This is a genomic window from [Limnothrix rosea] IAM M-220 (genome assembly GCF_001904615.1).
In the GTDB taxonomy this organism is placed as follows: Bacteria; Cyanobacteriota; Cyanobacteriia; order Cyanobacteriales; family MRBY01; genus MRBY01.
In genome coordinates this window covers 103259-128128 of the sequence record NZ_MRBY01000003.1, presented here as the reverse complement: position 1 = coordinate 128128, position 24870 = coordinate 103259, and the positions used below count along the sequence as shown (strand labels likewise).

28 protein-coding genes are annotated in these 24870 nt (G+C 45.8%); 12 read left to right on the top strand and 16 right to left on the bottom strand.

The features are described from left to right. Positions 1 to 73: 73 nt before the first annotated feature. A complete protein-coding gene (gene eno / locus NIES208_RS02560; protein ID WP_075889397.1) occupies positions 74 to 1366 on the bottom strand; it encodes a phosphopyruvate hydratase in 1293 nt (430 codons plus the stop codon). Positions 1367 to 1688: 322 nt separating this feature from the next. On the opposite strand from eno, the gene rbfA reads away from it, so the two are divergent. The 4 genes from rbfA to NIES208_RS02540 all read left to right on the top strand — a co-directional run bounded on the left by rbfA (position 1689) and on the right by NIES208_RS02540 (position 4830). After that, entirely contained in the window at positions 1689 to 2075 is a 387-nt protein-coding gene (rbfA, locus tag NIES208_RS02555; RefSeq protein ID WP_075889395.1) for a 30S ribosome-binding factor RbfA, read from the top strand. 7 nt (positions 2076 to 2082) lie between these two features. Continuing rightward, on the top strand, positions 2083 to 3675 hold the full coding sequence (locus NIES208_RS02550; protein WP_075889393.1) for a glycoside hydrolase family 3 N-terminal domain-containing protein: 1593 nt from the start codon (positions 2083 to 2085) through the stop codon (positions 3673 to 3675). Positions 3676 to 3858: 183 nt separating this feature from the next. Then, positions 3859 to 4107, top strand: a complete 249-nt coding sequence (locus tag NIES208_RS02545; protein WP_075889391.1) for a DUF4327 family protein — start codon at positions 3859 to 3861, stop codon at positions 4105 to 4107. 480 nt (positions 4108 to 4587) lie between these two features. Beyond that, positions 4588 to 4830, top strand: coding sequence for a DUF4327 family protein (locus tag NIES208_RS02540; protein ID WP_075889389.1), 243 nt, complete (start codon positions 4588 to 4590; stop codon positions 4828 to 4830). Between the two features lie 148 nt (positions 4831 to 4978). On the opposite strand, the gene NIES208_RS02535 is transcribed toward NIES208_RS02540, so the two are convergent. The 7 genes from NIES208_RS02535 to NIES208_RS02505 all read right to left on the bottom strand — a co-directional run bounded on the left by NIES208_RS02535 (position 4979) and on the right by NIES208_RS02505 (position 9624). Continuing rightward, entirely contained in the window at positions 4979 to 5359 is a 381-nt protein-coding gene (locus tag NIES208_RS02535) for a hypothetical protein (RefSeq protein ID WP_075889387.1), read from the bottom strand. A gap of 102 nt (positions 5360 to 5461) precedes the next feature. Continuing rightward, on the bottom strand, positions 5462 to 5803 hold the full coding sequence (locus NIES208_RS02530) for a hypothetical protein (RefSeq protein WP_075889385.1): 342 nt from the start codon (positions 5801 to 5803) through the stop codon (positions 5462 to 5464). A gap of 99 nt (positions 5804 to 5902) precedes the next feature. Continuing rightward, positions 5903 to 6697, bottom strand: coding sequence for an ion transporter (locus NIES208_RS02525; protein ID WP_075889383.1), 795 nt, complete (start codon positions 6695 to 6697; stop codon positions 5903 to 5905). 20 nt (positions 6698 to 6717) lie between these two features. Beyond that, the gene (locus tag NIES208_RS02520; RefSeq protein ID WP_075889381.1) at positions 6718 to 6912 is read right to left on the bottom strand and encodes a heavy-metal-associated domain-containing protein; all 195 of its coding nucleotides are present in this window, start codon (positions 6910 to 6912) and stop codon (positions 6718 to 6720) included. Between the two features lie 45 nt (positions 6913 to 6957). Beyond that, a complete protein-coding gene (locus NIES208_RS02515; RefSeq protein WP_075889379.1) occupies positions 6958 to 7641 on the bottom strand; it encodes a cold shock domain-containing protein in 684 nt (227 codons plus the stop codon). 22 nt (positions 7642 to 7663) lie between these two features. Then, positions 7664 to 8293 carry a peptidoglycan-binding domain-containing protein gene (locus NIES208_RS02510; protein WP_075889377.1) on the bottom strand — a complete coding sequence of 210 codons (630 nt, stop codon included), beginning with the start codon at positions 8291 to 8293 and terminating at the stop codon, positions 7664 to 7666. A 44-nt stretch (positions 8294 to 8337) separates the two neighbouring features. Beyond that, positions 8338 to 9624 carry a M16 family metallopeptidase gene (locus NIES208_RS02505; protein WP_075889375.1) on the bottom strand — a complete coding sequence of 429 codons (1287 nt, stop codon included), beginning with the start codon at positions 9622 to 9624 and terminating at the stop codon, positions 8338 to 8340. A gap of 107 nt (positions 9625 to 9731) precedes the next feature. Between NIES208_RS02505 and NIES208_RS02500 the strand changes: the two genes are divergently transcribed. From NIES208_RS02500 to NIES208_RS02490, 3 genes are all read left to right on the top strand, one after another. Further along, positions 9732 to 10541 carry a biotin--[acetyl-CoA-carboxylase] ligase gene (locus NIES208_RS02500; protein WP_075889373.1) on the top strand — a complete coding sequence of 270 codons (810 nt, stop codon included), beginning with the start codon at positions 9732 to 9734 and terminating at the stop codon, positions 10539 to 10541. Between the two features lie 38 nt (positions 10542 to 10579). Further along, complete coding sequence (locus NIES208_RS02495) at positions 10580 to 11227, top strand: PAP/fibrillin family protein (protein WP_075889371.1); 648 nt, start codon at positions 10580 to 10582, stop codon at positions 11225 to 11227. Between the two features lie 173 nt (positions 11228 to 11400). After that, complete coding sequence (locus tag NIES208_RS02490; protein ID WP_075889369.1) at positions 11401 to 11949, top strand: hypothetical protein; 549 nt, start codon at positions 11401 to 11403, stop codon at positions 11947 to 11949. A gap of 99 nt (positions 11950 to 12048) precedes the next feature. Here the strand turns inward: NIES208_RS02490 and serS are convergent, their stop codons facing one another. From serS to NIES208_RS02450, 8 genes are all read right to left on the bottom strand, one after another. Then, the gene (gene serS, locus NIES208_RS02485; protein ID WP_075889367.1) at positions 12049 to 13332 is read right to left on the bottom strand and encodes a serine--tRNA ligase; all 1284 of its coding nucleotides are present in this window, start codon (positions 13330 to 13332) and stop codon (positions 12049 to 12051) included. A gap of 75 nt (positions 13333 to 13407) precedes the next feature. Continuing rightward, positions 13408 to 13914: a hypothetical protein gene (locus tag NIES208_RS02480; RefSeq protein WP_139324965.1), complete on the bottom strand. Its 507-nt coding sequence runs from the start codon at positions 13912 to 13914 to the stop codon at positions 13408 to 13410. Positions 13915 to 14133: 219 nt separating this feature from the next. After that, complete coding sequence (gene mdh / locus NIES208_RS02475; protein WP_075889363.1) at positions 14134 to 15105, bottom strand: malate dehydrogenase; 972 nt, start codon at positions 15103 to 15105, stop codon at positions 14134 to 14136. Positions 15106 to 15132: 27 nt separating this feature from the next. Beyond that, positions 15133 to 15348 carry an NAD(P)H-quinone oxidoreductase subunit O gene (gene ndhO, locus NIES208_RS02470; protein WP_075889361.1) on the bottom strand — a complete coding sequence of 72 codons (216 nt, stop codon included), beginning with the start codon at positions 15346 to 15348 and terminating at the stop codon, positions 15133 to 15135. A 288-nt stretch (positions 15349 to 15636) separates the two neighbouring features. Beyond that, positions 15637 to 15981, bottom strand: coding sequence for a DUF760 domain-containing protein (locus NIES208_RS02465; RefSeq protein ID WP_075889359.1), 345 nt, complete (start codon positions 15979 to 15981; stop codon positions 15637 to 15639). 83 nt (positions 15982 to 16064) lie between these two features. Then, positions 16065 to 16538 carry an SMC-Scp complex subunit ScpB gene (scpB, locus tag NIES208_RS02460; RefSeq protein WP_075889357.1) on the bottom strand — a complete coding sequence of 158 codons (474 nt, stop codon included), beginning with the start codon at positions 16536 to 16538 and terminating at the stop codon, positions 16065 to 16067. A gap of 174 nt (positions 16539 to 16712) precedes the next feature. After that, positions 16713 to 19337, bottom strand: coding sequence for an ATP-binding protein (locus NIES208_RS02455; RefSeq protein WP_075889355.1), 2625 nt, complete (start codon positions 19335 to 19337; stop codon positions 16713 to 16715). A gap of 134 nt (positions 19338 to 19471) precedes the next feature. Then, positions 19472 to 19933 carry an EVE domain-containing protein gene (locus tag NIES208_RS02450; protein ID WP_075889353.1) on the bottom strand — a complete coding sequence of 154 codons (462 nt, stop codon included), beginning with the start codon at positions 19931 to 19933 and terminating at the stop codon, positions 19472 to 19474. Between the two features lie 270 nt (positions 19934 to 20203). On the opposite strand from NIES208_RS02450, the gene NIES208_RS02445 reads away from it, so the two are divergent. The 5 genes from NIES208_RS02445 to NIES208_RS02425 all read left to right on the top strand — a co-directional run bounded on the left by NIES208_RS02445 (position 20204) and on the right by NIES208_RS02425 (position 24615). Continuing rightward, complete coding sequence (locus NIES208_RS02445; protein WP_075889351.1) at positions 20204 to 21907, top strand: ABC-ATPase domain-containing protein; 1704 nt, start codon at positions 20204 to 20206, stop codon at positions 21905 to 21907. 235 nt (positions 21908 to 22142) lie between these two features. Continuing rightward, the gene (locus tag NIES208_RS02440; protein WP_075889349.1) at positions 22143 to 22616 is read left to right on the top strand and encodes a universal stress protein; all 474 of its coding nucleotides are present in this window, start codon (positions 22143 to 22145) and stop codon (positions 22614 to 22616) included. Positions 22617 to 22736: 120 nt separating this feature from the next. Further along, positions 22737 to 23345, top strand: coding sequence for a dephospho-CoA kinase (gene coaE / locus NIES208_RS02435; RefSeq protein WP_075889347.1), 609 nt, complete (start codon positions 22737 to 22739; stop codon positions 23343 to 23345). Positions 23346 to 23393: 48 nt separating this feature from the next. Continuing rightward, complete coding sequence (locus NIES208_RS02430; RefSeq protein WP_075889345.1) at positions 23394 to 23603, top strand: glycogen debranching protein; 210 nt, start codon at positions 23394 to 23396, stop codon at positions 23601 to 23603. A 124-nt stretch (positions 23604 to 23727) separates the two neighbouring features. Further along, complete coding sequence (locus NIES208_RS02425) at positions 23728 to 24615, top strand: hypothetical protein (protein ID WP_075889343.1); 888 nt, start codon at positions 23728 to 23730, stop codon at positions 24613 to 24615. Positions 24616 to 24870 lie beyond the last annotated feature (255 nt).

Below are 24870 nucleotides of genomic sequence, written 5' to 3'. Positions count from 1 at the left end.
TCGCCATCCCAACAAAAAAAGACCCCAGCAAACACTGAGATCTTTATTTACTGAATTCTCTAACGAGAAAAATTTAGAATTGGGGGCCAAGACCAACCTTAGGGGCATAAACAGCGCGATCGCCCAGTTCATCTTCGATGCGGAGGAGACGATTATACTTCGCAACCCGCTCACTACGGCAGAGAGAACCAGTTTTAATCTGACCCGCACGCGTTGCAACCGCAAGATCGGCGATCGTTGTATCTTCAGTTTCACCAGAACGGTGACTGATTACAGATTGATACTGATTACGAGTAGCGAGATCGATGGTCTCAAGAGTTTCAGTGAGGGTACCGATCTGGTTGAGCTTAATCAAAACCGCATTACCAGCCTTTTCCTCAATCCCTTTTTGTAGACGAACTTTATTGGTTACGAACAAGTCATCGCCTACTAACTGAACGCGATCGCCGATCTTTGCCGTCAGCGCAGCCCAACCTTCCCAGTCATCCTCATCCAGACCGTCCTCAATAGAAACAATCGGATACTTAGAAACCATCTCCGCGAGATAATCAACAAACTCTTCGCGGCTGTGGGCAGAGCCATCGTAGGTATACTTACCATCTTCGTAAAATTCACTCGCCGCAATATCTAAAGCTAAAGCCACCTGTTTACCCGGCTCGTAGCCCGCTTCTTGGATCGCATCAACGAGAATTTCTAACGCCTCTTCATTAGAGCCTAAGTTGGGCGCAAAACCACCTTCATCACCAACACCAGTGAGTAAACCCTTTTTGTCGAGTACCTTGCTGAGCGTTGCAAAAACCTCCGCCCCCCAACGCAGCGCTTCTCTAAAGGTCTCTGCACCGACAGGGACAATCATAAATTCTTGGAAGTCCACATTATTCGCAGCATGCTCACCACCATTAATCACGTTCATTAAAGGCACAGGCAAAACATTCGCCAAGGGACCACCGAGATAACGGTAAAGCGGCAAGGCCAACTCTTCCGCTGCAGCCCGTGCCGTGGCGAGGGAAATCGCCAAAATTGCATTAGCACCGATATTAGATTTATTGTCAGAACCATCGCGGGCGATCATGGCGTAATCAATGGCACTTTGGTCTAAACCATCTTTGCCGATCAGTTCTGGAGCAAGTTTTTCCTTGGCGTTACGTACTGCCTTGAGTACACCTTTGCCGCCGTAGCGGCTTTTATCTTCATCCCTAAGTTCACAAGCTTCAAAGCTGCCTGTCGATGCGCCACTGGGAACCTGCGCTAAACCAAATGCGCCGCTTGCAAAACGTACTTCTGCTTCTACTGTGGGGCGACCTCTGGAGTCTAAAATTTCTCTTGCGTCAATTGCTTCGATAATTGCTTCGGATTTGTCCAGCATTATTAGGGTTTCTCACTGACCATTTGTATCAGGATTAAACATACCCTGTTCCGGAAGTTTTGTTACAGTTTTTACAGCGTTTATCAATGAAAAGCGATGACGTTGTCAAGAATCTCCGATATATCTTGATGTTTCCTTAAGGTTTGCTCCAGAATTTAGGATGATATTAGAGCGTTGATACTACTTGCTTGTTGGATGGCTGGGTTTTTTCGAGATAAACTAAGGGCGTTGTCATCCTCCCTGTCTGAGAGCTTAAGTTAAATGGCGTGATGTGAATCTAAGTGAGCTTGGTTTCGGGGCAAGGTAATAGGAGGTAAGAGTTATGGCTAATAATCGACGGGTATCTAAGGTTTCTTCGCTCATTAAGCGGGAAATTAGCATGATGCTGGTGCAGGATATTAAGGATGACCGCGTCGGGGCGGGCATGGTCAGCATTACGGATGTGGAGGTGTCGGGTGATTTGCAGCACGCAAAGGTTTTTGTCAGTATCTATGGTTCTGAAGAGGCGCGTGCTGAAACGATGGAGGGCTTAAAAGCCAGTCAGGGGTTTGTTCGCCGTACCTTAGGGCAACGGGTACGGTTACGCCGATCGCCGGAAATTTTATTTATTGAGGATCGTTCCCTAGAAGAGGGCGATCGCATGATCAATTTGATTAATCAGCTGGAGATTAAAGAACCGGAAGAGCTGGAATCCGAGGAAGCGGTTTAAGTTGTCGATGGGTGCGCTACCTGCTATTGATTCCCTCTCGTTACGACAACTAATTGGACAGTTGATTGTTGTGCGCTCGTCTGGTTGTTTGCTGGATGGCGATCGCCTCTATCCCCAGTGGGAAGCGGATCAAAATACACTCCAAACATGGGTCAAGGATTGGTCTGTGGGTGGGGTGATTTTATTGGGGGGAAGCGCGGCAGAAGTTTCCCTCAAAACAAAGCAGCTACAAGATTGGGCTGATATTCCTCTCCTCATTGCTGCCGATATAGAAGAAGGAGTCGGGCAACGGTTCGCGGGGACAAGTTGGTTTCCACCACCCATGGCCTTGGCTGAAATTTATCGCAAGGATCGACGACGGGCGATCGCCCTCGCTGAGCAAATGGGAGAGATTACTGCGAAAGAGTCGTTAAGTATTGGGATTAACTGGATACTCGCGCCCGTGATGGATGTGAATAATAATCCTGAGAATCCTGTCATTAATATCCGTGCTTTTGGAGAAACACCGGAAGAGGTTGCGGCACTGGGCACAGCCTTTATTCGAGGCGTTAAAAAATATCCGGTGCTGACCTCCGCCAAACATTTTCCCGGCCATGGTGATACGGCAATGGATTCCCACGTGGCGTTGCCCATAATTCCCCATGAACTAGAACGCTTAGAAAAGATTGAGTTACCACCTTTCCAAGAGGCGATCGCCGCCGGAGTCGATTCAGTGATGACAGCCCACTTGATGATTCCGACTTTAGATAAAAAATATCCCGCTACCCTTTCTCCCGAAATTTTGACTAATCTGTTACAGCAAAAATTAGCCTTTGACGGATTGATTGTGACCGACGCGTTGATGATGGGGGGGGTTACTAAATTTGCTGAGCCTGCGGAAGTCGCAGTGCTTGCCTTGGAAGCCGGAGCCGATATTTTGCTGATGCCTCCCGATGTCCGTGGGGCGATCGCCGCCATTGAAAAAGCCATCCAGTCTGGTCGTTTAACCCTTGATCGTCTCAAACAATCTGTCACGCGCATTTGGGCTGCAAAACAAAAGCTGACCTCGCAAAGTATTTCTTCCTATCCCGAGGCGATCGCCGAACAACAAACGCAAAAAATCATTACAGAAATTCTTGAATACTCCAGTCGGCATAATAATATTTCCCAGCCTTTACCCACCCACACCGCATCCCCAGCGCAAAACCTGATTATTGTTGACTCGATCCTAAAAAGTGATTTCCTCAAGCCCAACTGTCCGGCGATCGCCATTCCCCAGTCCCATGGCTTTATGCCCAAGATTATTGAATTAAGCCATTGGCAAGACTATAACCTCGCCGCTACATTAACAATTGTGCAAATTTTTACGCGAGGCAATCCCTTTACTGGCAAGTTAGCCCAGCCCCTAAAACTGCTCCGAAAAATAAATAAAAAAGTCGATATTCAGGCTATCCTTAGCTACGGAACACCCTATTTTTTCCCAGACATAGTCCAGACATTTGCAGGCCATATTCCCTGCCTTTTTGCCTACGCTCAAATGGCGATCGCCCAAGACTATCTCTGTTCCCAACTCTGGAATCCAGACCAAGCAAACCTTTCAGCAGATACCGAGTTCATCTAAGAAGTACCAACAAAAGATGACAATTAATTAATAAAGCAAAAAAAAACGTAGTACTTTGTAAAGTCCATCAAGAAAAATTCACTTAGGTATTAAAATATACAGCCATTTTTCTCTGGCAATGCCTTGTATTTTCAAGTAAGATAGTGACCACATAGTTCTTCATCCGTTGAGAGGTAACTAAGAATGAATATTGCTACGATGCCTCAAACAATTAACCAGGGAAAACATTTCTCCATTGAGATGCTAAAGGATGAAGTTCGTCAGTTGGTGGAGATGGGCAAAATTGACTGTCGCCAACCGATTTACGTACTCTGTCAATTTATCCCTGCACGCGAGTGGGTTTGTGTAGAACGCGAGCTAGAGCGTAACGGTTTTTTATTAAGAGACCACATTGCAGATTTAAATCCAGCCCAGTGTTGGAGTGATGACTAATCAGTACAAGCCTTTTTAAAAATGAATTGATAACCTCATTCCCTTTTTTGAAGATCAGTCCTTCTTGCCCTTTACCTTTGAAAATACTAATGGGGTTTTATCATATCCTTTATTAAAAAAAGATTGATTACAAAAAATATCTAGACGCATTTTAAGTAAAAATGAAAATATATTAGGTTTTCTAAGTATTTTTCTTTTGAGTATTTTTCTAAGTATATTTTGGTAGAACATCGCTAAAGAATAGAGGTTGCCATTCATATCGGTTTATACTGTGTAAGGGGCGTTAAATTATATGAATAAAATCTTTCTTAAGATCAGAAAAAAGAGAAAGAGTTAACTGTTAAATAAAATATTGCAGGTTGAGTGATGCAATCAGCAATACTTGCGTTTCAATAGCAATGACTTTGGTTGTTGATAGAGGTTTTGCTTTCTGCCCTAATATATTTTTTCGTTTTATTATTTCTTTTCTGGAAAGAATTCATGATTGATTCTACTCTTGCATTTTCAAATCCCTTTTTTCTATCCCTTGGTCAAATTCGGGATGAAGTGAAAAATCTAGTTGAGCAAAATCTGGTTCGGCGAAACCAGTCTCTCTATTGTCTCTGTGAATTTATTCCGCCCCGTGAGTGGAGTAGCGTGGAGTCGGAGCTAGAAAGATGCGACTATTTACTGCGGGATTGTATCGGAGATTTATTAAGCGCGGAAAAATGGGAGAACGACTAGGTCTAGTTTGCCTAGAAAAAATATTCTCCCATACCGTTTGATAAATTATTCCACAAAAGAAATACAACAACTTTTAATTTTGAGCTGAGATTTCTAACTGGGAAATCAAGCCAAAGAGAGTATTTCCATTGTGAGCAACTTTAGACTTTTACTGTTCTGGGTTTGACTCTTGGCGGAGAGCTGCTAATTCTGCTTTAAGCATGGTGATTTGCTCTGTTAAAACTAGAATTTCTTCTTCTAGTTCTGAATCTTTCACTTCAACGGCTGCTGTGGGCACTTCGCGATCGCCGGCGGGTTTGCCACTATCTTTTTGGAAAATATTTTCAAGGAATTTACGGGCTTCCGCTTCGGTCATTTCACCTTTCTCAGACCATTCGGCAGCGCGATTTTGAAGTTCGGCGCGAAATTCTGTAATAGTGACATCCCTCTTCTGGGGATCTTGGAGTGTTTCGACAAGGGTTGCGGCAGCGCCAACGGTGACACGAAATCCTTTCTGGACAATGTCAAAAATATTAGTGGAAGTGTTCATGGGCGGTTATTCCTGCTCTTTACAAAAAAGTGACGAGTAAATAAACATCTTTTTGCTAGCCTAGCGCAACGCTCTGAAAACCGCCTTTATCCTAGGGCTTAGTTATGCTTGGGCAAGGTAATTGTCAAGGTCTTCCAACAACCGAGGGAGTTCTGCCTCGCTGGTTAGGCGAATGCGTTCGTCTCGGAGGGTGATTAAAACCTTTGCAGCGAAAGGGCTAGGGTAAATGTTGGGGTTACAGAAGATTTCAAGGAAAATATCGCCTGTGTGCTGGTATTCCATGGGCTTTTTTGGGGCTGGGCGGGATGGTGCGGAGGAGCCGGCGATCGCCCGCATACTTGCCATCAGCATATCGATTTCAGCTTTGATGCCCTGGGCTGCCTCTGGGGTGAAGCGAAAAGAAACAGAACCTTGCAGGAGATTTAGAGTGAGAGGGATTGACATTTATTTAGTGCAAACGTAGTAAGTTCATCTTAGAAATGACCTCCACTTCTGACAATTTTTTGGTGATCTTTTATTTAGGAATGTCGCTAATTAATAACTTCAAGTGTCTAGCTCAAGAAGTGTGCCGCATCGTTTGCAAAATTTTGCGTCTTGGTCATGGAAGGCAAGACCACATTTTGTACAGTCAACTTCTTTCTGGGTTGTGCTTTTAATAAATTGCCGTACTAAGTCTCCCAATTGCCACGGAATAACGGCAATGCCGGTCAAAATCATGAGTAGCGTGACAATTTTGCCGCCAGAGGAAATGGGGGTTTTATCGCCAAAACCGACAGTCGTCATGGTGACAACGGCGAAGTACAAAGCATCAAGAAAGTTTTTAAAAGTATCTGGATTAACCGTATGTTCAACTTGGTAAATTAAGCCGGCACAAATAAAAATAATCGTAAACAGCGTCAGAATAATCCGACTTAAAATGATCGTATCTTTGGCCTTAACATTTAAAATAGAGATTTCTAGGCGAAAAAAGCGAATGAGTCGAAGCAGCCGAAACCATCGAAAAATTCGGAAAAATCTAATATCTAAAAAACCCAAAAATAGTGGGGCGATCGCCAACAAATCGATTAAGGAAAAAAACCGAAAAGGAAACTTCTCCGGTTCTTCCGAACAGATAAAACGAACGACATATTCAACAGCAAACAAAATCAGAATACTGTAGTCGATATAGGACAGTATCTGTGAAATAGCTGACGGTAAGTCATAGGTCTGGGCAACGAAAATCCCCGACGAAATGAAGATCAAAACACATAGGAAAATATTGATCCCGCGACCGATAGGACTCTCAAAGTCGTCGAGGTAATGACCAATGGTTAATCGCCAAGATGTTTGACTTGTCATCTGTTCTGATTTGGGACTTGCTATTCGGGTGTATGACCTGACTCAACAATAATTGACTTGATTTCAGCTTCCGTAGCAGAAGTGTCTACTGTAACGATTTTATTGGTCACATCAACGGAAACTTGCGCATCTTCTTGCTGGGACTCGATAGCTTTAGTAATCGTGTTGCCGCAAACTTCGCAGGCGATCGTCGGCACTTTAATTTTAAGACTCATAAGATGAAGAATTTTAAGGGTGTGTGTAAACAGAAAATCTAAATTTTATTGATTGGCAGCATCTTGCCAGCCGGCGCGAATCGCTTCTTCTTCGCTACAAAACCATCTTTCGCCTTCATTTTCAAAGATTTCGACTTTCGCATAGTCTTGATAACCCGGTTTATGATAAAACTTCTTGCCGTCGGGATAGGAAATGTTGCCTTTAATGTTACAAGTTTGAGTTGGTTGAGAATTTGCGTTGTCGCGACTTTGTTCTGGACGAATTGGTGCTGAGCTTTGATTAGAAATGGCAGTTTGTCTCGACTGAGATTCTAAAAATTTTGGAACACCGATGACGACTCCTGCTAGAAGTAAGCCGATTATTACTGCATTAAGAAGCTGCGGTGTTTTGGAGTTAGAGCGAGAAAATGGCTGCCTAGAGCGTTGATATGAGGTGCGGCTTGAAGTAGTTGATTTTAAATTGCGTTGTTGAGGTTGTTTGTGAAAATTTTTTTTCTGTCGAACAGGAGCCATTGGGGTAAAGCTTGCGTTAACAGCTTTGTATTTACCGTCCGATTCTCTTTTTAGGTCGAAGTAAATAATGTCACCAGCTTTTGGGCGGTGCGATGCTCCTTGAAGAGCACTGATATGGAGAAAAATATCTTTTTTGATGCCATTAGTTTGGATAAATCCAAACCCGCGATCATCTTTCCATCGAACTATCTTGCCTTGATAACGCTTATTGCTCATTAGTTAGCCGTTAGTTGAAAAATCACTTGAGCAGTTGTGTCCAAGTTTGGCGACCAACAATACCGTCTCCGTCAAGGTTTAAGGCGGTTTGGGCTGCGATTACTGCTTGTAAGGTTTGGGGACCAAAAATTCCGTCGATTGTACCGGGAAAAAAGCCTTTTGCTTTCAAACGTTGTTGTAGAAATGTGACGGCTTCGCCATCCATTCCCTCCCTTAAGAGCGGCAGAGTTTCGGCGGTGCGTTGACTGGGAGCTACAGCAGTCGTGGTGTCAGGGGTCTCTGCGGTTTCGGTTGGTTCTTCCGTTGCTGTCGGTGTTGTTTCAGTAGTCGTAGTTGTTATGGGAGCAGCAGGTGGTTCCGTGGGGAAAAGGGTCGCCCATGTGAGGCGATCCATTACGCCTGTTTCGGGGAGTTGGGCTGCTTTTTGGAAACGATAAACGGCAATGACGGTTGCTTCGTCGTAGGTTCCGGTGACTTCGCCGGTGTAATAATTTAGTAATTTTAGGGTGGCTTGCAGTTCTCTGACTGCTGTTCCAGTGCTACCGCTACGCAGTTCGGGTCGGATGATCTGGGCGATCGCCCCATTACTTAAACCACCAAACGCAAGGGTGAGGGCTAATCCGGCAGTAAGTAGTGATGAACGGGAAAACATAATTTGTACTCTAAAAAATAGCCGAAAATAGGGGCGATCGCCTTTTACGATAGCTCAATGTCTTCGAGGAGAGAAAGGGCATCCTTAGAGCCAACCACGGAGATATAAGGATTTTTAAAATGACGTTGGGCAGCGGCGTAGGTTTCTTCGGGAGTGATGCGCTCGATGTGGGTTTTAAATTCTTGGTCAAAGCCAACTCCTAAACCGATGCTTTCATACCAGCCAAAGATTTGCGCCAACTCAGCATTAGTCTGTTTGCCGAGGGCATATTGTCCTAAAAGTTTATTTTTGGCGATTTGTAATTCACCTTCACTCAGAGGGTTATCCATTAATCGCTTTGCTTCTTTGTGTAATCCCTTGAGGGCGATCGCCGTATTTTTAGGAGCTGTGCCGATATAGGTGACAAATTGTGATTGATTCAGGCGGGTCGGGAAGAAAGCCGAGACATCATAGGCTAACCCCTGTTTTTCTCGCAGCTCGACAAACAGACGACTGGATAAACCATTACCAAGGTAGGTACTGAGAAGCTTAAGCGCAAAGAAATCATCATCGGCAACTGTACCTGTGAGATAACCCAAAATAACGATCGCCTGCTGGCTATCCTGCTCTTTTTGCCACATTCCGCCCGTCGGCGCGAGATTTGGAATGGTCATCGCTTCCAGAGGTTCTGCCGGATTTTTCCAACTACCAAAAGCCTTATCTATCATTGCTTCGGCTTGCTCAAGGGTGATGCGACCAGACAAACTAATAATCAAATTATCGGGGCGAAAATGTTTGGCATGAATCGCTGCTAAATCTTCCCGCGTAAAACTTTTAACGGTTTCGTCTGTCCCTAAAATTGACATGCCGTAGGGATGCGCCGGATACATATTTTCTCGCAATTGCTTGTAGGCGACATTAAAGGGTTGCTCCATTTGAGAGCGAATATTTTGCAACGTTATTTTTCGTTCTAGCTCCACTTCTCGCTCAGGAAAAGTAGGTTTTTGCATAATCTCTGCCGCCAAATCCAGAATCGTCTGAAAATCTTTGGTGACAGCCTTCATGCTCATCGCCATGTAGTCATTGGACGTACTTGCCCCAAGACTTGCGCCGATAGATTCGATTTGTTCTGCAATCTCTACCGCCGCGTAATTTTCAGTTCCCTTTGTCAATACCGCCGCCATGAGGTGAAATAAACCTGCCTGTTGGAGGCTTTCCCAACGTCCGCCTGCCTTCGGTAAAAAGATGCGTCCTGCCACCAGATCCGCCACAGGATTTTCGGTCACAATCAGCTTGATGCCGTTGGCTAAGGTCGTGATGTGGGTCATTTGGGTCGGGGCTGTGGAAACCATTAGCGGATGTTTTGTGTGTTGCGTGGCTATAGAACTGTAGCAAATTGCGTCTGACTGGTGGGGCTGTAATGCCGTAGTTTGTTAACAAGTAGTTTTTTCTTCTGGGTATGGATGTCAAGGCGATCGCCGCACAGTTATCAGGTATCAGTGAACAGTTATCAGTGAACAGTTATCAGGTATCAGGTATCAGGTATCAGTCACCAGTGATTGAGGTGTTTGGGGAGATTGGCTCGACGAATGGGGTCTTGTGGGAACGGTTTCGGGCTGGGGCAATGATGCCGAGGGTGGCGATCGCCAAACGTCAGACAGCGGGACGGGGACAGTGGGGTAAAAGCTGGACATCCTCGGAAGGGGGCTTGTATTTATCGATGTTGGTTCCTATGGAGCTAAACCCACAAGATGCTTACGGTTTAACGATTGCTAGCGTTTGGGGGATCACAAAATATCTACGGAAACAAGGCATTCCGGTGGAGATTAAATGGGCAAATGATTTGATTTTAAACGGCAAAAAGTTAGGTGGCATCAAAACTGAAACTAAAATCCAAGCAGGCAAAGTGACAGCGGCAGTGATTGGCGTTGGCATTAATTACAGTAATGAAATCCCCGATGTTGGTATTAATCTCCAAGATTTTTGGGATGGGGATTCGCAGTTTCCCATTGAGCATTTAGCGGCAACTGTAATTGCTGGAATTTCGGAGGCGATCGCCCAACTTACAGAAAAAGGAATGGAGAGTATCCTGCCAAACTATTTGCAACTCCTTAAAAATCTGGACGAACTCATCGTTTATGAAGGACATCTCGGCAAAATTGTCGGCGTTAATGAAAAAGGTGAATTGCTAGTCAGAATGGAAGCTGAAGGCTCTCGCAGCACCATTAAAATTCCGCCCGGTGGCGTTTCCCTCGGTTACGATCGTTAGGATAGAGCCAATAAAAATTCCTTTTAATATTATCCGCCATGTCCACCGCCACCCAAACAAAACAAGCTTTAATTGAGGCGATCGCCACCGTTGCCCAAGACGAAAATTTAGCTAAGGGCACACCTCTAACCGATTTGAATCTAGATTCGGCGATCGCCACGCAACTAGAAACAAAAATCATTGCCCTAGAAAGCGAAAACCCCAATCCCTATCCTTTAAAAACCTCTATTGAATTACTGGACGGAGCATGGGAACTACTTTATTCCACCGCACGGGAAATTCGGGTTTTAAACTCGTTGCCCCTCGGCTTTCAGTTAGGACGGGTTTACCAAGTGATTGATGTCGCAACAAAAGGTTTTTACAACCAAGCCTTTTGCAAACATGCCACCAATGCCCTAGCAGGCTACGTTACGGTGAACGCCACATTCTCCAAAGCCCCCACCCCCGACGATGGCATTCCCGACCGCAAAATTAATGTGGACTTTAATCAACGCTCCATTTTTATTACCAAAGTCCTAGGCTTACCCTTCGTCTTAAAAAATCCCGTAAGCACCGTCTCCGCCCGTAATCCCGTTGGTCGCATTCCCAGCCTCACCCTCACCTACCTCGACGCAGATTTTCGCATCGGGCGGGGTGGTGACCAAAGTATTTTTGTCCTGAGCAAAACAAATACCATTCAACCCTAAATTTTCCTGAACAGGAAAAAGGCGATCGCCTTTACAACGCATTAAGCCCCACCAAAAAACAAAAAAATCATTGCTAAAATTAACAAACTAACTTTCATCAAATTTTTGAGCGATCTAAATATCCCATAAGCAGATCAACCATAGATTTCGGTGAAAACCTTCAGGAGAATTTCATGTTAAAACTTCGTCCACGTCACGCTGCCTTATCGATGGGAGCAGTTCTTACTCTTGGTCTATCGAGCTGTGGCGTATCGACAGTGCAGCAGTGCAATGACTTATCAGAAGTCATGAACCAAGGCGAAGAGTTCCAGGCCGAGTTTGAAGCAGAAATGGAAGAGTTTGGTAACCAATTCGCCAACTCAGCCGATATTGAAAGCATTAAAACCATGGCAGGCAGCTATATGGATGTCGTCGGACGAGTTGTCACAAAGATCGAAGGGATGTCCACCGATCTTAAAGCTGTAAATCTTCCCGACGAAACCCTAGCGGGCTATCGCGATCAGTACGCTGAAGTCACAACCCAGTTTGGTCAAGAACTCGCTAAAACCAGTGAAGCCATGGCCTCTCTTAAAAACGTTGAAACAGAAGATGATCTGATTCCCGCAGCCACAGAGTTCCAATCAAAAGCCGTCGATGCCTTCACGAAACTTGACGCTCTTTCTACCCAAGGCGATGAAGTGACTGCGCAAATTCAAGGATACTGCGAAGCTGAAGCAGGCTAGGTTTAGTTCGCTGTCAGTTTATGTCGTTGTTTCCCACAAAAACAGTAGGGGTTGAGCATGCTCAACCCCTACTAAAATTAAGAAGATAAAAATCTATATCTAAAGAAAATCACGACGCATATAAGGACGCAATACTTCCGGTACTTCTACCGTGCCGTTAGGCTGCTGATAATTTTCAAGAATTGCCGCCATCGTCCGGCCGATCGCCAAACCAGAGCCATTCAATGTGTGCACAAATTGTGTCCCTTTTTTACCCGCTTCCTTAAAACGAATACTGGCGCGACGCGCTTGGAAATCATAGAAATTAGAGCAGCTCGAAATTTCCCGGTAGGTTTCCGCAGAGGGCAGCCACACTTCAAGGTCATAGCATTTGCCAGCGCTAAAGCCGATATCACCAGAGCAGAGTTCCAAGACGCGGTAAGGCAGCTTCAATGCTTTCAGAATTGCCTCGGCGTTCTCGACAAGTTTTTGGTGCTCTTCAGCAGACTTTTCGGGATGCACAAACTTCACGAGTTCGACTTTATTAAACTGGTGCAAGCGAATGAGACCGCGTGTATCTTTACCATAGCTACCAGCCTCCCGACGAAAACAAGGAGTATAAGCGCAGTGGTGAATGGGTAAATTGTCCGCTTCAATAATTTCGTCGCGGTAGAGATTCGTCACCGGCACTTCTGCGGTGGGCGTTAGCCAAAGATCATCGTCGGCACATTTAAAACTTTCTTCAGCGAATTTCGGCAGTTGACCCGTGCCCGTGAGGGAGTCTGAATTAACTAAAACTGGCGGCATCACTTCGGTATAGCCTGCCTCAATTTGAGTGTCGAGCATGAAATTAATCAAGGCTCGCTCTAGGGCTGCACCGGCACCAGTGAGGGTCACGAAGCGACTCTGGGCAACTTTTACAGCGCGACTAAATTCGAGAATGCCTAATTTTTCGCCGATTTCCCAGTGGGGCAAAATCCCTTCATTACTGCGAATATATTCATCACCCCAGCGACGCACTTCGACATTTTCTGTTTCATTCGCACCGACAGGCGTACTTTCATCCGGCAAATTCGGTAATGCTAAAACGAGTTCTTGAATTTGCGCTTTAAGTTCTTTTTCCTTCGGTTCAAGGTCGGCTAATTGCTTTTTGATATCGTTACCTTCGGTTTTAAGGCTCGTAATTTCTGCACTTTTAGGATCCGCGCCGCCTTTCATTTTCTGACCGATCGCCTTACCAATTTCGTTACTCCGTGCTTGTAACTTACTGCGATCGCCTTCGAGGGAACGTTGCTGGGCATCAAGATCGAGGATGGGCTGGAGGTCATACTCGCCAGCTTTGCGGGTATTAAGACGTTCCTGAACGAGTTCGGGATTTGAGCGGATAAGTTTAATGTCTAACACGGATTTGTATTGCGGAATTTGTATTGCAGCTAGGGCAAGAACCACCCAATATTATTCATGATGCTTTGGGATTAATCAATTGGCGCAGTAGGCGTTGTAATCCCTTAACCAGAGCTGGATTGCTTTACCGACGCTGCCATGGGTGGTATTGCGCGGGGGAATAAGAATTGTCCCCGGCTCTCTACGGTTAACAATGCTAAAGAGATGAACAACAGCCCATCCCTTGGAGGAGGGGGTGACCAATAGCCAATGGTGATTTTCTAAATAAACTGGAATGTCGTTAATGTATTGCTTATCGAGGGTCGTAAAGAAGAGTTGCTCTGTTGTATCGGCGGCGGCTGAGGTGAATTGCTGCTGCTTTAAGGGTAGTGGCCGAAAATCTGGTAGACCTGCTTCTATGATATAGCTGAAGGTATCTTCTTGGCGATCTAGTCTGCGGGCGCGTTGGATGACACGGTTACTGTAGCTGGGTAAATCTGCTAAAAGCTGGGGCATAATTGCCGCTGCGCTTTCATTTTTAGTGCAGATCATGGGGGCGGCGATCGCCTCCATTCCCCACAGACCCAAACTCCCTGAGCACATCACTATTACGGCTACTATTTTCCGACCCAGTCTAGCTATCAAATGACGATACCGACAGAAGAACGGCTTTATTATAGCTTTGGGCGATGGCTTATCTAGCGGAGCAGCTTGAGATGAGGAGTCGTCAAAATCATCGAGATTAAGACATTGGATCTGCTTTAAAGTTTTATTTTGTTAGGGTTTAAGATGTTAAACCTCTACCTATTTTACTGACTACGACTATAGATCTGTTTTGGCGATCGCCTTGTCTATGCCCTCTTTTACCGCCGCTGCTGACCGATGGAGTTGGGCTAATTCTTCCTCCGTCAACTGAATTTCAACAATCTGTTCGACACCGCTACAACCGAGGCGACAGGGAACACCCAAAAACAAATCCGTTAAGCCATACTGACCATCGAGGTAAACCGCTGCGGGTAATAAACGGGATTGATTGAGAATTAACGACTCAACCATGTAGCAAACCGATGAAGCAGGGGCATAGAAAGCGCTACCTGTTTTTAGGAGTTTTACGATTTCTGCACCACCATTTTTGGTGCGCTCCATCAGTCGGGCGATCGCCTCCGGTTCGAGGAATTCTGTGATGGGCACACCGCTCACAGTGCAATAGCGGGGAATGGGAACCATCAAATCACCATGACCTCCCAAAACAAAGGTCGAAATATCTCCTGTGGTCGCGCCAGTTTCTAGGGCGATAAAGCTCCGTAGCCGCGAAGAATCCAGCACACCTCCCATACCCATCACATGGTTTTGGGATAAGCCTGTCGCCTTCCACGCCAGATAGGTCATCACATCGAGGGGATTAGTCACCACAATCACAATGGCATTGGGACTATGGGCGATCGCCTGTTTTGCCGCGTGGGTGACAATTTTCGCGTTCGTATAAAGTAAATCATCACGACTCATACCCGGTTTACGCGGTAGCCCCGCCGTAATCACCACAATGTCAGAACCCACTGTATCTGCGTAGTCGTTTGTCCCCAGAATTTTTTTATCGTGGCGCTCTAACCCCTGCGCTTCGTAGAGATCTAGCGCAATACCTTGGGGCAAACCTTCGACAATATCGAGCAAGACCACATCGGCTAAGTTTTTTTCGGTAATCCGCTGGGCTAGGGTACTCCCCACTTTTCCAGCACCGATCACCGCCACCTGGGGCGCTTTACAAGCAATGGAAGGGGCGGCGATCGCAGACATAGCTTTTCTTCTCCGAAATAGCGTTAGTTACAAAACTTCGAGCTGATCAATACGGAGCCAAACGCTGGGTGTCGGTGTATAGAAACGAACAAGAGCATATTCATCATTTAGGTCAAGAATTTCCCCTTTACTTTCGAGAAAATAGGACGGCAAACGAGAATCACTGGCTTTCGCTTCGACGCTGTTTACAAATTGCTCTTTGATCACCCGCACAAGAGTTCCTTTTTTTAGTTTAGCTGCCATAATTGCTGCGTTCTCCAGAGTGTGTCGAATTTCATTCTAAATCTTAACGGGATGGGATCTCCGCGACACCACCGCGATCAAGAGAGATTTTGCCAATCTATGTGATAAAGCGGCATTATTAACTGTCAAGTTTGGGCTCCTCAGGCAACTTCCCCATGGCAACGGAAATACCACCAAAAAAATTGTGGCGATCGCCCTTTGTCGAACACCACAACCTTCCTTGATTTTTCTTTCAAACTAAAAAAATTTTCAGGTAAACCTTGAAGTTAGACTGCCCCAATGGAGCCATTAGTCAAAATCCACATCAGCAGACAAAGAACCCGCGTCTAATAAACTCGATTCCAAGTTCATGCGCTGTTCCATCTGACCGAGAAAATAGCCCGTCATCATTGCCGAAGCCAACAAATTTGCTAAATTTTCGCGATCTGTAGTGATATTCACCTGAAAATCATCGGGAGGCAGCACGCCTATTAAGCCTCTGACATTGTGAGCGATGACATCTTTCACCTCTTGACTGGCAGACTGGGCAACCCGGCTTAATACATCTTGATTCTGCTGTTGCAGATACTCCATCAAGGTATTTGCCGTTTGTTCGTCAACATCTGAGGAAAAGAAGTCAGAGTTAAAAATCATTCGCTATTCCGAAAATATTTACTTCTCACGTCCCACTTTAACGCTAATTTTTCGTACTGTACACTCTCAAGGCCGTTGAAATCTTAATTAAATCCTTCAGAAAGCTGGTCAATTTCAAAATACTGGTAAAATTTTTGGCTGACTTCAAGCCAAAAGGAGCGGCCTTCCTGTTGTCGTCTTTTTTTGATAAAGCCTTGGGCTACTAAATCTTGAACATGTTGGTAGGCGGTGCTGCCCCGCAACTCAATCAAGTCTGTTTGCAAAATGGGAGATTTTAAGGCGATCGCCGCAAGGGTACGTAGAGCACCAGTACTGAGCTCCGCTGGAATCAGAGAAGTCACCATTGCCTGGCAGCTTTCCCGCAACTGCAGACAATAGCCATTGGGCGTTTCCAAAACTTCTAAGGCGCTATCACGGTGGGCATAGTCTGCCATCAACTGCAACAGGGCATCTTCAACTAAATCCTGTTCTGTCCCAGCCGCTTCCGCCAACTCATCAAGGGTCAAAGGCTGAGCTTTAATATACAAAATGGCTTCAAGTTTGGTGGCGAGCTTCAATGAAGTAAAGGGTGATTTTTTGGTGATAGTTGGTTTGGGTGCAGTTTAATTTAGTCGAGTCGTCTGGCCATCGTCAAGCTCTCCTCAACAATTGTTTTCGCAAAGTAAGCGAGTTTTTTTCGTGACCCCATGGGGCGATCGCCAACCCACGACGCATAACCATTCCCTAGGAACTTACACAACTAGATTTACTGGGGGACTAGAGTTTAGACTGCGGGGTAATGTCACTTTAAAACAAGACCCTTTGCCAATAGCGCTTTCCACATCAATAGTCCCCTTCATACGCTGCACCAATTTATAAGTAATAGCCAGTCCTAAGCCCGTACCAGATTTTGACAAATGCATATCCTGCTGCACCTGCCAAAACTCACTAAAAATATGTTCGAGATTTTCAGGAGCAATACCGATACCCGTATCGCGCACTGTAATGGTGACGGTTTTAGCCTCCAGCTGCTCTTCTAGGGTAATGGCCACTGTCCCTTGCTGGGTAAAGGACAAAGCATTCGCAACGAGATTGACAATGACCTGGCGAATACGCTTTTGGTCGTGGGTGACAGAACTATCTTCTAGATGGCTCGTTAGCTTAAAGTGCAACTGCTTTTCCTCGGCGAGGGACTGGAGTTCGTCCACAATATCTTTTGTTAAAGACTCCAGATCAAAGGTGCTCGGCATCAACTTTAACTCGGTTAATTTCATCTGGGAAAAGTCCAAGATGTCGTTAATCAGCGCCATTAAACTACGGCCATTGCTGAGAATGCGTCGTAGGATCTGCTGTTCGCTACCACCGAGGAAGGATTTACGTTGATTGAGCAACACTTGGGAAAAGCCTAGGATCGCATTCATCGGAGTGCGTAGCTCATGGGAAACAGTGGCAAGGAATAAATCTTTGACCCGGGACGTTTCGATCAGTTCTTGGTTTTGTTGTTCGAGGGTTTTAATGAGACGGGCATTGTCAATGGCGACTGCGGCTTCTTCTCCCACGGCACTGAGAAAGCTACAATCTTCTGTACTAAAGGCTTGGGCAACTTGCCAATTCCCGACAATAAGAATACCAAGGCGACCGGAAGATACTGATTCGATGGCCACTGCTGCGAGGGAACAGGGGGCCGGTGCTTTAAGGTCGAAATTCTGTAGTTGTGGTTGTCCTGTTTGATAGACATGTCGCAGCCAGTTTTGATCCTGTTGCAGCATTTCTTCAAATTTTGCGGCTTCAGGATGTTGTTGATCTGTGACGATAAAAAAGTTGTCACCTTGTTCTGGGGTATGGAGCGCGATGGCACAAACCTGGGCAACAGAAACGTCTTTACAAATTTGATGGACGATGCCCTGTAGGAGTTCTGGGATATTGGTGAGGCGGCGATTTGTTAGGGTGGTGAGGTGTTTGAGGGTTGTTAGGCGTTTTTGCTGGGTCGTTAATTGGGCGATCGCCCCCTGTAGATCTTGATAAACGGCCTGTCGTTCGTCGTAGAGGCGGGCATTTTCGATAGACCATGTCGCCCTATAGGCCAACTCCTGTAAAAGTGCTAAATCTTCACTGGTGCAGGAACGATGGGATTCTTCCCAGGCAAAGAAAATAGACCCCAGTGGTCGCTGACCCACCTGTAGAGGAATCCAAATATAAGAATGCAACTCCAGTTGATCTAGGAGTGCTGATGACCAGCCGTATTGATGACTGAGATTTTGTTTTTGCTCAGGGGAAAGCTGGTAGGCATATTGGGGATTGGTGGGAGCCGGGGATACTTGGGTTAATGTTTCAAAAAACTGCTGGACTAGGGGTTCCCGCGCCGGATCGCGATGGCTAGCTACCACGGGGCGATCGCCTGTTTGCTCCACTTGAATTTCTAAAATACACCAGTCGGCAATGCGGGGAACAGCAAGCCATGCCAAGTTTTCGAGGGTCGCCTGACAATCTAAGGAGGCATTGAGTAAACTACTGGCCTGGGACAGAAAACGATTACGGCGATCGTTGCGCTTGCGCTCAGTAATGTCGGTCATTAAGCCACACATGCGCGGTTCATGGTGCAGACTAGACCGTTGTAGTTGCCCTCGAATCCAAAAATCGCGGTACTCACCATCTTTGTGACGTAGGCGTACTTCTACTGAAAAATCTTTATCCTCATAGAGATGTGCTTTAAAAGCAGTTTTTGTCGATGGATAATCGTCGGGGTGGATGAGCGTCTTAAATTGCTCAAAATTCAAAGGGCTACTACTGGCATTTAACCCCAACATTTCCCATAGTCTGTCGTTACTTTCAATTTCTTGGTTGGTGATCGTCCAATCCCAGATACCATCCTTCGACACGTCTAGGGTGAGACGGTAGCGTTCGTCGGTTTTTTGGAGGGCTTGGTTTAATTCTCGGTTTTTTCTTTGGAGCTGTTTTAATCTCACTACGTGGAACAAGCTGTGGCGCAATTGCTGAACTGTCAGCGTTTCTATTGCTAAATAATCTGTAACGCCTAATCCTAAATAATATTCAAATTGGCAGGGATCCGTATCAGTGGTCAGGGCAATGGTCGGTAATGTTTGTGCTCGGCATTGGAGTAGTTTTTGCCAGTCGACTATCTGTGTCGCCACCACTAATGCACAATCGAAATGCTCTCGCTCTAGATGGGCGATCGCCCCCGCAAAATCTAAGCAGCCGTAAACCTCTAGCCCTTCTATGGCGCTAATCACTATCTGTAACTGATCCAAGACAGCCTGATCCGTTGCGAAGCACAAAATGCGACGAATAACCTGTGGTAACGTATCAAAACTCTCAATATGTCTCAATTTTTCAGTTGTAGTAGGAGACTCAGTCATTAGCTTGCCGTGCAGTCTTGAGCAATATGATGCATGAAGCATCTTCGAAAAACCATAAAATCAAATCGAAACTTAATTTCTACATGGGCATTAATACGTGGGTATTAATACGCAGGCGTTAATATAAATGCGGTCTAGGTCTGCACCGACCCCATGGCCAGAAGACGTTGAGCAATATCATCGGCGACAGGCATTACCGACAGACGGTTACCGCGACGCACAACTGCAAACTCATCGGGACTAAAGGCTTCTTTTAGCTGAGTTAAGGTGATCATCTCTGTGAGAGTGCCATCGTATGCAATCTCGACCGTTTGCCAGCGAGGCTTCTCTGGAGTGGATTTCGCATCGTAGTATTTATGACCTTCGTCAAATTGAGTTGGGTCAACGATGCTCGCCTGGGTGACTTTGGCCAGCCCAACAATGCCGGGGGGTTTGGTATTGGAATGGTAATAAAAAAGGCGATCGCCCACCCGCATTTCCCGCAAAAAATTACGCGCTTGGTAATTTCGTACCCCATCCCAAATAGCGACCTTGTCAGCTTGCAATTCCGCCAAACTATAGTCACTCGGTTCCGATTTAATTAACCAATAACCCATGATTTTTTCTGAAGCACTTTACCCTTTTGGCTTAACCTTATCCAAAATTTAACCTGTTTCTGCGGGGTTCACCTCTACCTATACAGAGATTTACGAACCTATCTAAAGCACTAACTGCGAATTACCACAAATCCCTAAAAAAATCCTGTAAAAACACAAAAAAATTGATTTTTGTTTGGGATTGTTAAACATTAAGGTGTAATCTGTAAAAACTTGTCATCAATGCATAACAACTCTCCCTGATAACATTTTGCCAATTCGACGATTTTTATGAAAAGCCAAGCCCAACTTTCCGCGTTACTCTTCGAGCTCGATAGTCGAGGCTACAAGGCATATAAACAAATTAAGGGAGAATATTCGTTTGAGGACTTTACGCTAATTATTGATTATGTCCAGGGGGATCCCTTCGCTGCCCCCACCCAATGTAGTGTGATCATTCCCCAGGCGATCGCCAAATTTTCAGAGGATCTGTACAGTACCCTGAGCCGAGAAATTGCCCTACGGGATTATTTGTCCCGGCAGTTTGCCCAGGTTGCCAAAGAATATAGTGGTTTTCGAGGCACAGGGAAAAGCGGTTTAATTCAGGGCATTGAACCCGCCCAAGAGGTCTTTGAGCGCACCGCTGTTTTTATTGATGATCAGGATGTAGAAGTCCGATTTTGGGTGGGGTTACCCGCCAAAGGCCGTTCGATTTTGGGTCGACAGGCGGAAGAAATGCTCTGTTATGACTTGCCTCAAATTATTAAAAAATCACTTTTATATAGCAGCCTTGATGGGGAGGCAATCCAGAAGCACGTTGAAACCATTGAAGATGCCGACTGGATTCGTAGTGAACTCGATAAACGCGGTTTAGTCTCCTTTATTGCCAATGGTTCGATTTTGCCGCGCCGTAGTGGCGTGGATGCTCGTCCTTTAACGGATAATGTCGTTCCCTTCGAAGCGCCACCGGATCTAGAGGTGAGTTTTGATTGTCCCAACCACGGCACGATTAAAGGCATGGCTATTTCTAAAGGGATTACTTTAATTGTCGGGGGAGGCTACCACGGTAAATCAACTCTCCTCAAGGCAGTGGAGTTGGGCGTTTATAATCATGTGCCCGGTGATGGCCGCGAATGGGTGATTACGGATGCAAATGCGGTCAAGGTGCGTTCAGAGGATGGCCGTAGTATTGCGAGTGTTGATATTTCGCCGTTTATTAATCATTTACCTCAGGGTCAATCGACGCAGCAATTTTGTAGTAATAATGCCAGTGGTAGTACTTCCCAGGCGACAAATATTATTGAAGCTTTAGAGGTTGGCGCAACCACCCTACTATTGGATGAAGATACTTCTGCTACGAATTTTATGATCCGCGATCGCCGGATGCAGCAGCTCATTCAAAAAGATAAAGAACCCATCACACCGTTTGTCGATAAAGTGCGCCAGCTCTATAAAGACCATGGTGTGTCCACGGTTTTGGTGATGGGGGGGAGCGGTGATTATTTTGATGTGGCGAGTACGGTGATTGCCATGGAAAATTTCCAGCCCCATGATGTGACGGCAGAGGCGAAAAAGATTGCGGCCATCCACAAAAATGAACGTTTATTGGAGGGCGGTGAGGCCTTTGGAGATATTACGCCCCGTATTCCGGTCACGGCAAGTATTGATGCGAGTCGGGGCAAACGGTCGGTCACAATTAAGGTGCGTGATACCGATGCTTTGGGTTTTGGTACGGAAGATATTCAGCTCGGTGGTGTCGAACAGCTCGTCGAAACGTCTCAACTACGGGCGATCGCCTTGGGTATTATTTATGGCAAAGAAAAATATGGCGAGAAAAATTTAGCACTGCATGAACTGCTAGAAAAAATTATGGTAGATATCGAAGCCGAAGGCCTAGATATCCTCAGCGAGTATCCCCAAGCAGATTTGGCTTATTTTCGGCGTTTTGAGTTAGTTGCAGCCCTAAATCGTTTGCGGACGCTACAAATTCAGTAGGGCTGGTTTGAACAGATTATCGATGTTGTTTTTGATCTTGCCCGGTCAATAAAATCAATAATTTTTCTGTCTAACTGTTCTATTACCAAGGGTAGTAATGCCACACTAAAGGTAGGGAAAGGATTAATGTTGGATTCGCCTCGTTTCGAGTATTAAGTTTAGGGTGGCAATCACGACGGCGATCGCCTAATATCCTTGACCTCCTCAATGTCGATCTCTGGAGCTGTGCGCCATTATGATTAGCAAAATTCTTGTCGCTCTAGATTACCTTGCCGATACACCACAAATTTTTGAGCAAGCGTTAACCGTTGCCGAGAAATTTGAAGCGAGCCTCCATATTTTTCACTGTGTTGAACCGCAGCTCAATACCGTGCCTGAAGTTGGAGCCATGGCAGCCTATGGTGGTCTACTTGATGCCAATACCATTGCCCTACGCGAACGGGACTTTGAAACGGGCATTACGGAAATGTCTGCGTGGTTACAAGCCTTGGCAAAACAAGCCAGCGATCGCCAGATTCCAGTAGAAGCAGACTACAAAATCGGAGAACCCAAACACGAAATCTGCAATATCGCCAAAACAGCAGGCGTTGACCTCGTGATCATTGGACGGCGAGGTTTGAGCGGACTGAGCGAAGTGATTATGGGTAGCGTAAGTAGCTATGTCGTGCACCATGCTCCCTGTTCAGTCATGGTGGTGCAACACCAATAGACGGCCTAATTTTCAGCCCTCTTTACCTGTTATATTTTGCGTTGGCGTGAAAATATTCGTAAGAGCAGTTTGCTGGACAGAATTTGCCTGGGTCTTTCCCCTAAACTTGCCTTGACCCATATGCCACCATCATCTCTCACGACACAACGAAAAATTGGTTTAACTGGCGGTATTGCGACAGGAAAAAGTACCGTGTCAAATTATTTAGCGGCGCAATATCATTACCCAATTTTAGATGCCGATATTTATGCGCGGGAGGCCGTTGCCATTGGTTCCCCCATTTTGACGGCGATCTTTCAGCGCTATGGTGATGATGTGAAAGAGACTGACGGTACATTGCGGCGGCAGCGCCTAGGGCAGATTATTTTTCAGGATTTGCGAGAAAAGCAGTGGTTAGAGGCGCAAATTCATCCTTTCGTAAAGCAACGGTTTCAGACAGAACTCGCGCAACATTTAGAGGCCACGGTAATTTGTGTGATTCCTCTGCTGATTGAAGCAAAATTGTTTGACCTTGTCACGGAAACTTGGGTCGTGACTTGCTCCCAAACTCAACAAATGCAGCGTCTACAACAGCGTAATCATTTAACCGAAACAGAGGCGATCGCCCGCATTAATAGTCAGCTTCCCCTGAGTGAAAAAGTAAAGTTTGCCGATGTGGTACTTGATAATTCTTCGGATCTTGCAACACTCCATCATCAAGTTGATCTTGCGTTGAAAAGATGTTGTTAAAATACCCATGCGAATCGTCGATGAGAGTCACTTGGAAGGAGTAAAGGTATGAAAATTTGGGTAAATGAGCAAATTGACCCGATGGGTATTCTCCAAGCTTGTATAGCATGTTGTAATGAGCAAGCTGCGAAAGATTGCCACGAACAGTGGAAAGCAAAACTGGCTGCCGACGAAACAACGGCTGGCTGGGAAGCGAATATTCGTACGGTAGAGTCCTGGGATGATGTGCCAGTGAATGCCCTCAAGATCAGTTTTTAGGGCGTTGGTTTTGTGTGGTGGTGGTGTTAACTGGCAGTGGTGTTTTGCTTCTAATTTTGAAAATATTGGTTGGGGTGTGCCTGCTTTTTTATTAATTTAATTTATTTTAGGTTTGGCATTTCCTATGGGTTCTAATCAAAAGCCACGACGGATGAAATACAACTGGCTGCTGGATCGACCTCGTCATGTCACGCGCCAGGAATATGACCGATATCAGCTGTTGTTTTTTGGGGCGATCGCCTCAGGTGTGATGGCTGCGGGATTATTACTGATGGCGGTGACTGGAGCCACCACAAAAACCTCTAGCGAATTAGCCGATATTCCTGAGATGACCGTAGCAGAAGCCGCCAGTGCGACGACCGACCAAGAGTTGGTAAAAATTAGTGGCTATCTAATTGGTGAAGCAGCACCAGTGATGCCCGATGACCCTGCCCTCAAGGTTTTACGCGGTAATGTGAAGCTGACGGTGCGGGATGAGTCCCTAGCTGAGGATGTGACGGTGGAGGCCACTGTTTTGGAATGGTCGGACTCGGTAGACCAGATTTTGCTGACGGATAATCGCGACAATGCAATACCGATAGCGCTGGATCTAGAGCAATTTCCCCTGTCTGATGTGGAGCCGGAGTTTGAGGCTCGCCCCAAGGTGCAAAGAGCTAATACCGATGAAGGCGATCGCCAACCGAGCCATGTGGAATATGGCGGAGCCGTATTTGAGCTGGATCCCGTAAAGTGGCGTAACGCAGAAAGTGCCTTTACAGACTTGGAGCGGCAACTTTTACCCTATGGTCAAGCGGTTGTGATTGTCGCGGGACTACAGGATCAAACGCTCGTTGATCCCCTCGGCGATCGCCTCCGCATCGAACTAGGCACAGAAACAGAAATTCGACAGACAGGACAAAGAATGCGTTGGTTATTTAGTGTGCTGTGGTTGCCACTAGCTGGTACATCCTATTTTCTCGTAAACCAAGCCCTTGAGCTGCGCCGTGAATTCGTAATGCGCTCTAACGAATAATTTTTTTTCTGTCTAATTTTACGGGATTGACGATTGACCATCACCCGCACCATCTATACTCAAAGCCATCAAAGTTAAGAAAACTGATATAACCAAACGTCAGTTCGGGTTAAGTAACGTCAGTTATGGATCAGAATGTAGCCAAAATTCTTTAGAGAAAAGGAGACACGGAGAGGGAGAGACACGGGGAAGCCACGAAAATTTGCATTTTTTGAAAGCTAGTAGGATTGTTTGCATAGAAACATCTCCTGATCT